Origin of the sequence: Neobacillus drentensis, from assembly GCF_036966985.1 — a bacterium.
In the GTDB taxonomy this organism is placed as follows: Bacteria; Bacillota; Bacilli; order Bacillales; family Cytobacillaceae; genus Neobacillus; species Neobacillus drentensis_E.
On record NZ_JBALSN010000408.1, the window covers coordinates 4,347 to 14,133 of the forward strand.

Below are 9,787 nucleotides of genomic sequence, written 5' to 3' on the forward strand. Positions count from 1 at the left end.
GAATTAAGTCGGAGGTATTTATCCACTCTCTTGAGCAGAAAGGCATCTTTGTTTCAACAACAAGTGCGTGTTCCTCAAAAAAGAAATCGCCAAGTAAGACGCTTTTAGAAATGGGTGTTCCGGAGACATTAGCCGAAAGTGCCATTAGAATAAGCCTTTCAGTTGAAAATAGTATAGAAGAAGCAAGTACGGCTTTAGAGGCCTTCAAAGAATCTGCAAACCAATTAAGGAAGGTAATGAAATAAATGGATTATGAACGAATACTAATACGCTATGGGGAAATCTCAACAAAAGGCAGAAATCGCAATAAATTTGTTGATAAGTTAAAAAAAAGTGTAAGAATCGCGCTCGTTCCTTTTCCGAACGTGAAAGTGGAAGCGAGCCGTGATCGGATGTATGTCCTATTAAATGGTGAAAACTGCGCAGAAGTAATCGATAAATTAAAGAATGTTTTTGGAATCCAGTCATTTAGCCCTGCGATAAAGGTAGAAAGAGGTTTAGAGGCATTAAAGCAGACCTCGCTAGAATTAGTTCGTTCCATATATAAAGATGGACAGACCTTTAAGGTAACACCTAAAAGATCGGATAAATCGTTTGAGTTGGATACAGATGGAATCAATCATACCATCGGCGGTTATTTACTGCAGAACATCCCGGGGTTGAAAGTGAATGTGAAAAATCCTGATATAAATTTACGGATTGAAGTCAGAAAAGAAGCCATTTATCTATCCTGTCAAACCATACAAGGTGCTGGCGGACTTCCGGTTGGGTCAAGCGGTAAGGCTATGCTCATGCTTTCAGGCGGGATTGACAGCCCTGTTGCAGGCTATATGGCAATGAAAAGGGGAGTAGAAGTGGAAGCGGTCCATTTTTTCAGCCCGCCATTTACAAGTGAAAGAGCAAAAGAAAAGGTCATTGATCTTTCACAAAAACTAGCAGAAATTTATGGCTCACTGACCTTACACATTGTCCCGTTTACAAATATTCAGCAAACGATTCGTGAACAAATACCAGAAAATTACTCGATGACATCAACAAGAAGAATGATGCTGCGAATTACAGATGAAATTCGAAAAAAACACGAAGGTCTTGCGATTATTACCGGTGAAAGCCTAGGTCAGGTGGCGAGCCAGACATTAGAAAGTATGTTTGCAATCAATGAGGTAACGAATACCCCTATTTTGCGGCCTTTAATTACAATGGACAAAACAGATATAATAAAAATTGCGCAAGAAATTGATACACTTGAAATCTCAAACAGACCTTATGAGGATTGCTGTACAATCTTTGTTCCTGCATCTCCAAAAACAAAACCAAAAAGGGAAAAGATTCAGCACTTTGAAAGTTTCTTTGATTTTGAACCATTGATCCATGAAGCGGTGCGGGAGACAGAAAGAATTGTGATCAAACCTGATAACAAACAGCGCTCAGATTTTAGCGAATTATTTTAAAAAGGTAAATTTCGAACAATTTGTGAACAATTACCAATTGTAATATAGAATGAAGATTTTAAGTTCTACACATTCTATACTCACAAGGAGGTGATATCACATGGCAAACAACAACAACTCAAATCAATTATTGGTTCCTGGTGTTGAACAAGCTCTTAGCCAAATGAAATATGAAATTGCTTCTGAATTTGGTGTAAATCTTGGAGCTGACACTACTTCACGTGCCAACGGATCTGTTGGTGGTGAAATCACAAAGCGTCTAGTAGCAATGGCTGAATCTCAATTAGGCGGCGGATTCTCTCGTTAATAAAAAATTAATACGATGGCTACAGAGAGCGTGGGGTTTTCCCCCGCTCTCTTTTTTGTGTATTGTACTAGAGAACAATCCAGCTCCATCGCCCTGCGACTAGTGTACTTCGCGCTTCTCCCTACGATAAGTCAACATCGAATCGCTCCGCTCTTCGTGGTTTCCTTTATCTCTGTCGAACCGCTCCAGTCCATACGTCGCAAAACTGGCGATTCCGCTTTTTAGATAATAATTTAAAATTATCTAATAATTTTGTATAATTAATACTGTAGGATAAAAATAAAATAATATAAGGGGGAGAAGCATGAAGCGGGAAGATTTGATTGCACCAGAAAAGTATAATCTAGTCTCAGAAGTGGAGCGTTTTGCACAGGATCCAACCAGAGTCGCCTTAAAGTGGGAGAATGAAGCAGGAGACACCCAGCAAGTTACATACGAACAATTAATAAAGAAAGTGAACCAAGCGACAAATGTGTTCGCAAAGAATGGCCTAAATAAGGGAGATGTGGTCCTTATCATCGTACCGCGTCTCATTGAGGCATATGTCGTTTATTTGGCCGCTTTAAAAGCAGGTATGGTCGTTATTCCAAGTTCGGAAATGTTAAAGGAAAAAGATTTGCAATATCGGATAACACACGGTGATGTAAAAGGTGTGATAAGTTATTATCCATACGTGGATCAATTTGAAAATATCAGCAAAACCCAGCCATTGGTAAGATTTACGATTGGTGGAACTGAACCGGGCTGGATTGACTTGGACAGAGAGATGGTAACTGCTTCCGAAACCTTCGAACAAGCAGACACCCTTAGAGAAGATATGGCCTTTTTATCCTATACATCTGGCACAACAGGAAATCCTAAAGGGGTTGTCCATACACATGGCTGGGCTTATGCTCATTTAAAAACAGCCGCTCCACAGTGGCTTTGTATTGAAGATGGTGACACAGTTTGGGCAACTGCAGGCCCAGGCTGGCAAAAATGGATTTGGAGTCCATTTCTATCCGTTCTTGGCTCCGGTGGAACAGGATTAGTTTACAGCGGAAAATTTGAACCGAAAAAATATTTGAGTCTCCTCCAAAAATATGATGTGAATGTCCTTTGCTGTACACCTACGGAATATCGACTAATGGCGAAGGTAGATAACTTAGCTGATTACCAATTACCAAATCTTCATAGTGCTGTCTCTGCAGGGGAACCTTTAAATCGAGAAGTAATTGACACTTTTAGAAAATATTTTAATATTGATGTCCGTGACGGTTATGGACAAACAGAAAATACCTTGCTTGTAGGCGTTACCAAAGGAATGGAATTGAAATCTGGGTCCATGGGCAAGCCGACGCCGGGGAACAGGGTTGAAATCATTAACGAAGAGGGCCAGGTGTGTGCAGTCGGTGAAGTGGGTGATATCGCCGTCCATGTAGAAACGCCAGCTCTATTTAAAAACTATTATAAAGATCCGGAAAGAACTGCGATGCAGTTCCGCGGTGATTATTATGTAACCGGTGATAAAGCAAAAATGGACGAAGAAGGCTATTTCTGGTTTGAAGGCCGTGGAGATGATATTATTATCAGCTCTGGCTATACGATTGGACCATTTGAAGTGGAAGATGCACTTGTTAAACATCCATTTGTAAAGGAATGTGCAGTAGTGGCAAGTCCGGATGAGATTCGCGGCTTTATTGTCAAAGCATTTGTTGTCTTAAAAGAAGATATTGATTCCACCGACCCTGAATTAACAAAAACACTACAGGAGCATGTAAAAACGCTTACAGCACCATATAAGTATCCAAGAGAAATTGAATATATCACTGAGCTTCCAAAAACAACTTCTGGGAAAATTCGCCGGATTGAACTTCGGAAAAAAGAACTTGAGGGAGCGAAACAAAAATAAGGTATGTTGGAGAGTAAGCAGGCGGAATCTCGTCTGCTTTTTTATTGGAAGTAAAAATTTCCCCTATTTACGAAGTTTCGCGTTATAATAGAAATTATTTCGAAACTAGAAAGAATAGGGGCTCGTACACATATGAAAAAGACAGAAACGCAAAAAGGAGTCATTCATGCCGGCTTTTCCTATTTACTTTGGGGATTATTGCCAATCTATTGGAAGCTTTTAGACCATGTTAATGCTAAAGAAATTTTAGCCAGTCGTGTTGTTTGGTCGTTTATTTTTATGGTCGTCATTCTTCTTCTAACCAAAAAATGGGGACTTTTTCTCCAAACGATTAAAGGGTTTGCGAAAAATAAAAAACAAATGGCCGCACTGACGATTGCCTCTCTTTTAATCAGTGTGAACTGGTTCATTTATATCTGGGCGGTTAACAGCGGTCATATGATTGAAGCGAGCCTTGGTTATTATATCAATCCATTAATCAGTATTTTATTAGGTATGATTGTGCTTAAAGAAAAATTAACGGTTTACCAATACGCATCCTTCGTCTTAGCTGCAATTGGGGTACTAATTATTTCCATTTCTCATGGGAAGTTTCCGTGGATTGCGATTGTGTTAGCCCTTTCCTTTGGATTATATGGATTAGCGAAAAAGTTGATCAATGTAGATTCTGCTGTCGGGTTAACCTTAGAAACTCTAGTGATAACACCGATTGCTGTTATATATATTGGATTTTTATTTATTAACGGCACCAATGACTTTTTAAACGCTGGGATTCCAACTGACCTGCTATTAATGGGTGCTGGGGTTGCAACGGCAGTACCGCTCCTTTATTTTGCAAAAGGCGCACAAAAAATCCCTTTATCATTATTAGGTTTTTTGCAATATATTGCTCCGACATTAACTTTACTTTTAGGCGTATTTGTCTATCATGAACATTTTTCAAAAATACAATTACTATCCTTTATGTTCATTTGGTCAGCATTAACGATTTATTCTTTATCAAAAACAAAGCTGTTACCTTCACAAACGTTCCATTTACGAAAAGAGAAGAGCACTAGCGTATAATGAAAAACCTTATCCGCTCCTTGGATAAGGTTTTTTTGTGAGTAAATGTCTCTTTTTACAGGAAAGACCGCTTTACTTTTTCCCAGAAAGAATTATCTTTTAGTTTAAGTGTTTTTAACTTTTTATCGCTTATTTTTATGCTGATTTTCTCCACGTGACGGATGCTTAATGCTTCATTATCCATTCCCATTGTTGGATGGTCATTGCCTTCAGATATTACTTTAAGCGTAAGTGTTCTTTCACTGCCAACAATAAAGGACGAACCAAGTGTTCGATAATTATTGGTATTAACAGAGGCTACTTCACTCACCTGCATGCATGGAAGAAGTGGATCAACTATCGAACCATTCACCGATTTATTATAGCCAGTACTACCAGTTGGTGTTGCGACAATAAGTCCATCGCCACGGAAGGTTTCTAAGTGAAGCTGGTCAATGTAGACATCTACTACAAGTGTCTTAATAATTGAAGAGCGAATGCTGAATTCGTTTAAGCAAGGAAACGTCCCTTGACCATCAACTTCTACTTCAATTAACGGATAACGGCGCACTTTTATATTTTCATTGGTGACAATCGCATCAATCATTTTAGATCTATCATTAATTCGGAAATCACAATACATACTCAAGTTATCTTCGGTTGAAATCCCCGTATAAAGGCAATCATCCCGGAAGCCAGTTTTTCTAACTGCTTGTAGAAATGTTCCATCATCACCAACACTGGCAATGATATTTGCGTTTCGGTAATCAGTGACAATTGTAAATCCATATCGATTTGCTATGTCTACAAGCGGAGCAACTTTTGACAGCATGTCCGAATCTCGTTTGTGATAAAAGTAAATATTGCGTCTATTCTCCATATTATGTACCTCCCTGGTAAATGAGATTTTTGTAACATTATCCCATCACGAAAATATTCTCTAAGAAATAATGCTAGTCTGAAATTAGTTTAGCATTTTATTGAGACAATATGAAATAGGACTTAATTTTAAGATAAACAAAAAAGGGGGACATACGTATTTATGAATGGAAAACGGTGGGCCGCACTAGGGATTGCAGCAACGTTATTTTTCTTCTCGGTGGTCATTAATTTTTTATCCTCTTTTGCCTTTAAAGGATGGGAAACAAATTTCACTGATTTTATGGCTTCGGCGGAGCAGCCCTTTACAGAAGAGGTTGTCAATGAAGGGAATGAATTAAAGAAAATAGTGATTCTTGATGTAAATGGGGTCATCCAGGATACAGGGGAAACTGGCTCAATCCTGCAAAGTTCTGGCTTCAATCATCAGGACTTCATGAAAAAGTTAAACTATATTAAAGTCGATGATTCGGTAAAAGGAATAATTATTAAAGTCAATTCTCCCGGAGGCGGAGTGGTTGAAAGTGCAGAAATTCATGATAAACTAACTGAAATTCAAAAAGAAACTAAAAAGCCAGTCTATATTTCAATGGGGTCCATGGCCGCCTCGGGAGGATATTATATTTCAACAGCAGCTAAAAAGATTTATGCCAGTCCCGAGACAATGACTGGCAGTCTCGGTGTGATTATGGAAGGGATCAATTATAAAGGGCTAGCTGATAAATATGGGGTTGACTTTGTTACGATTAAAAGTGGTAAGCATAAGGACATTATGAGCCCAACTAGAAAAATGACCGAGGAGGAACGACAAATCTTACAGTCGATGATAAATAATTCATATCAAGGATTTGTCAAAGTTATTTCAGAGGGAAGGAAGCTCCCAATCACGCAGGTAAAAAAAATAGCAGATGGACGTGTCTATGATGGCCGCCAAGCCAAGGAATTGCAGTTAATTGATGGTTTTGGCTATTTAGACGATGTGGTGAAATATATGAAAAAACAAGAGAAACTTAAAGGTGCACAAGTTGTTCGTTATTCAGACTCACTTGGGCTGGGGTCCTTATTTACAATGCAGGCAAAGAAATTAATGGGTAAAGATATAGAAATGGCTGGCTTGTTGAAGGTCCTATCAAGACCAAATTCTCCGCGACTTATGTACCTGTATGCGGAATAGGGGGAGTATCCATGGAAACGAATGAGTATCAAGAATACTCGAACGACAGAAAAGAGGAACCTTCCTTTCGATATGCAGGCTTCTGGATGCGCTTTTGGGCTTATCTTCTTGATTTGGTGGTAGTGGGAAGTATTGTTAGGATGTTGATTAAACCAGTTTTTCGAATGCTGGATTTTTCTTTAGCGGAATCGTCCATGTTTGCTCCAGTTTCAATCGTATCCGCGTTAATCTTCTACCTGTATTTCGTGCTAATGACCAAGTATCTAAATCAAACTTTAGGAAAAATGGTGTTTGGATTGAAAGTAGTTGATTTAAAAAGTAATCAAATGACATGGGAAACGATTCTCTTTCGTGAATGGATTGGTCGATTTATTTCTTCAACAATCATCGTTGGATATATAATTATTGCTTTTTTACCAAAAAAACAAGGCTTGCATGATCTATTCACTGACACTTCGGTCATACATGTGGAACGGTGACCATAAACCTATCAACATTTGTTGGTAGGTTTATTTTTTTATGGAAAAGCAAATACTACCCGCTGAAAGGTTGTGATTGAAATTGTTCTGGGTGCTTGTAGTTTTGTCAATTCTATTGCTCTTTTTCATTCTCATTCTTTTTACTAAATTAACAATACTAATTAATTATTATCATCATAATGACAATGATGATTTAAAGTTAAAATTTAAGATTTGGTTTGGATTAATAAAATATACAATTAACGTTCCGTTAATAAAAGTGGATGATAATTCTCCTAGCATTGTAGTAAATAGTAAAACTAAAATGGGTGATTCCTCAGCTGAATCAACTAGCGCAGACTCCAAGCAATTCACAGCTGAAGATATTGAAGGTAATTTTTCAAATGCCAAAAAATTACTGCATCATGTGTTTGGGTTACATCGGATTGTAAGGAATTTTTTTCGAAAAGTTACGATGAAAGGCTTTGAGTGGAATACTTTGATTGGTTTAGGAGATGCAGCACACACAGGGACGATAACGGGTGCCATTTGGGCATTTAAAGGGAGCATCATAGGTCTTATTAGTCATTATTTAAAACTGAAAGAAATGCCCAAAATAACGGTGACTCCACACTTTCAGGCGGCCGTTATTCAGACAAGAATAACATGTATTATTCAGTTTCGTATCGGGTATGCTATTCTAGCAGGATTAAAACTATTTAAATTCTGGAGGGGCGGACTTCCGCACTTTAAAAAGAAAACAAATTTTGCAAATGATAAAACAAATTCCATTTGAAAAAGGAGGAAACAACCATGTCTGACCATCCAATTCAAGGTTTGATGACAACTGCAATGGAAAGCCTTAAAGAAATGATTGATGTGAATACGATTATTGGTGATCCTGTCGAAACCCCTGATGGCAGTGTTATTTTGACTGTATCGAAAGTAGGTTTTGGATTTGCCGCAGGTGGTAGTGAATTTAAACTTGAGGGGTCTCAAAGTCAAGGGCAAGGGCAAGGGCAAGGCCAAGGTCAGAGTCAAAGTAAAAGTTCAACCCATCCATTTGGGGGCGGGAGCGGAGGCGGTGTCTCAATTACCCCAATTGCCTTTTTAATTGTTAACTCTCATGGCGTTAAAATGCTGCATTTGGATGAAAGCACGCATTTGTACGAAAAAATATTAGAGCTGGCTCCACAGGCGATAGATAAAATTCAGCAAATGTTCTCAAAAAAGGACCAAGGTCAACATCAAAATAGTTCGCAAGGATCGAAAAACGAGCATAAATCAAAAGAAGAACTTGAATTATAGCAGAAAAGGTTAATCTTCCAGAAGATTAGGAAGGTTAACTTTTTTCATGTAATATGTGAAAATTCAAAAGCTTATTAATTGCAAATTAGATTTTGAAAAGATATATTTACACTGTACATATTTGAAGGGAAAGCGTTTTCTACAATCGCTAGAACTTGAACACGACAAAGGAGGATGTAAAATGGCAAATGTAACATTTAAAGGGAATCCAATTACACTTTTAGGAAATGAAGTTAAAGTAGGGGACAAAGCACCTAACTTTACTGTACTTGCAAATGATTTGTCACAAGTTACTTTAGAAAGTACCAAAGGTCAAGTACGTTTAATTACCTCTGTACCTTCTTTGGATACTGGTGTTTGTGATGCTGAAACACGTCGTTTTAATGAAGAAGCAAACAGCTTAGGCAATGTGAAAATATTAACGGTAAGTGTTGACTTGCCATTCGCGCAAAAACGCTGGTGTGCTGCTAGCGGAATTGAAAATGTGCAAACATTATCTGATCATCGTGATCTTTCTTTTGGTGAAGCATTTGGAGTTGCTATCCAAGAATTAAGACTACTAGCACGTGCCGTATTTGTTGTTGATTCTAACGATACAGTTACATATGTTGAATATGTAAGTGAAGCAACAAACCACCCGAACTATGAAGCAGCACTGGAAGCAGCTAAGGCGGCAAAGTAAGATAAAGATTTAGAAGGCCTCTGCATAGCAGGGCCTTTTTCTATGCTTAAAACTTGTATAATATGTCGATACTCATTAAAATGAATAAGGAAATTAATGAGGGCGGGGATCAAATGAAAGTTTCTCCAGTGGAACAACTGTTTACGTTATTTAATGAAACTGCACTTCTTTTGCAGGAAGAATTAAACTGTACATATTTAGAGGCACTCGCTGAGACAGGAGAGAATTTATTCCAAGGCTCTATCCTGCAAGATGAGGTCAGCGAACTAACAGAAAAAAGAATGAAGAAACAATATGGACAGATTCATTTAGAAAAGTTTTCAAACGATGATATTCGGAAAGCTTATCAGCTGGCTATTTTAAAAGGAATGAACGATAGTGTTCAACCGAACCATCAAATGACACCTGATTCTGTTGGGATACTTATTGGCTATTTAGTTGAAAGATTTATGAAACAGTCAAATTTCCGCTTGCTTGACCCAGCAGTGGGGACGGGAAATTTGTTAACAACTGTTTTAAATCATCTTCAAAGAAAAATTGATTCTGTCGGCGTTGAGATTGATGACCTTCTTATTAAGCTTGCCTATGTTAAT

General features: G+C 38.1%; 11 protein-coding genes and 1 pseudogene. 11 read left to right on the top strand and 1 reads right to left on the bottom strand.

All coding sequences use genetic code 11. From position 1 onward, the window contains the following. From V7659_RS23550 to rarD, 5 genes and pseudogenes are all read left to right on the top strand, one after another. Nucleotides 1-245: pseudogene (locus tag V7659_RS23550) on the top strand (cysteine desulfurase NifS); the annotation flags it as partial. Further along, nucleotides 246-1,451: a tRNA uracil 4-sulfurtransferase ThiI gene (thiI, locus tag V7659_RS23555; protein WP_335542590.1), complete on the top strand. Its 1,206-nt coding sequence runs from the start codon at nt 246-248 to the stop codon at nt 1,449-1,451. Nucleotides 1,452-1,551: 100 nt separating this feature from the next. Further along, nucleotides 1,552-1,758 (top strand): alpha/beta-type small acid-soluble spore protein, encoded by a 207-nt coding sequence (locus tag V7659_RS23560; RefSeq protein ID WP_088089259.1) that lies wholly within the window; start codon nt 1,552-1,554, stop codon nt 1,756-1,758. 304 nt (nt 1,759-2,062) lie between these two features. Further along, complete coding sequence (mbcS, locus tag V7659_RS23565) at nt 2,063-3,649, top strand: acyl-CoA synthetase MbcS (RefSeq protein ID WP_335542591.1); 1,587 nt, start codon at nt 2,063-2,065, stop codon at nt 3,647-3,649. Between the two features lie 132 nt (nt 3,650-3,781). Continuing rightward, nucleotides 3,782-4,714 carry an EamA family transporter RarD gene (gene rarD / locus V7659_RS23570; RefSeq protein ID WP_335542592.1) on the top strand — a complete coding sequence of 311 codons (933 nt, stop codon included), beginning with the start codon at nt 3,782-3,784 and terminating at the stop codon, nt 4,712-4,714. A 55-nt stretch (nt 4,715-4,769) separates the two neighbouring features. Here rarD and V7659_RS23575 read toward each other — a convergent pair whose 3' ends face one another. Further along, the gene (locus tag V7659_RS23575) at nt 4,770-5,573 is read right to left on the bottom strand and encodes an NAD kinase (RefSeq protein WP_335542593.1); all 804 of its coding nucleotides are present in this window, start codon (nt 5,571-5,573) and stop codon (nt 4,770-4,772) included. Between the two features lie 162 nt (nt 5,574-5,735). Between V7659_RS23575 and sppA the strand changes: the two genes are divergently transcribed. From sppA to V7659_RS23605, 6 genes are all read left to right on the top strand, one after another. Further along, the gene (gene sppA / locus V7659_RS23580; protein ID WP_335542594.1) at nt 5,736-6,746 is read left to right on the top strand and encodes a signal peptide peptidase SppA; all 1,011 of its coding nucleotides are present in this window, start codon (nt 5,736-5,738) and stop codon (nt 6,744-6,746) included. A gap of 11 nt (nt 6,747-6,757) precedes the next feature. Continuing rightward, a complete protein-coding gene (locus tag V7659_RS23585; protein ID WP_335542595.1) occupies nt 6,758-7,225 on the top strand; it encodes an RDD family protein in 468 nt (155 codons plus the stop codon). Between the two features lie 103 nt (nt 7,226-7,328). Further along, nucleotides 7,329-8,000: a DUF2953 domain-containing protein gene (locus V7659_RS23590; protein WP_335542596.1), complete on the top strand. Its 672-nt coding sequence runs from the start codon at nt 7,329-7,331 to the stop codon at nt 7,998-8,000. A gap of 17 nt (nt 8,001-8,017) precedes the next feature. Next, complete coding sequence (gene ytfJ, locus V7659_RS23595; protein WP_335542597.1) at nt 8,018-8,512, top strand: GerW family sporulation protein; 495 nt, start codon at nt 8,018-8,020, stop codon at nt 8,510-8,512. A 181-nt stretch (nt 8,513-8,693) separates the two neighbouring features. Then, nucleotides 8,694-9,194 (top strand): thiol peroxidase, encoded by a 501-nt coding sequence (gene tpx, locus V7659_RS23600; RefSeq protein WP_283875408.1) that lies wholly within the window; start codon nt 8,694-8,696, stop codon nt 9,192-9,194. 113 nt (nt 9,195-9,307) lie between these two features. Next, the coding region (locus V7659_RS23605; protein WP_420491764.1) for a class I SAM-dependent methyltransferase at nt 9,308-9,787 on the top strand (480 nt) is incomplete at its 3' end.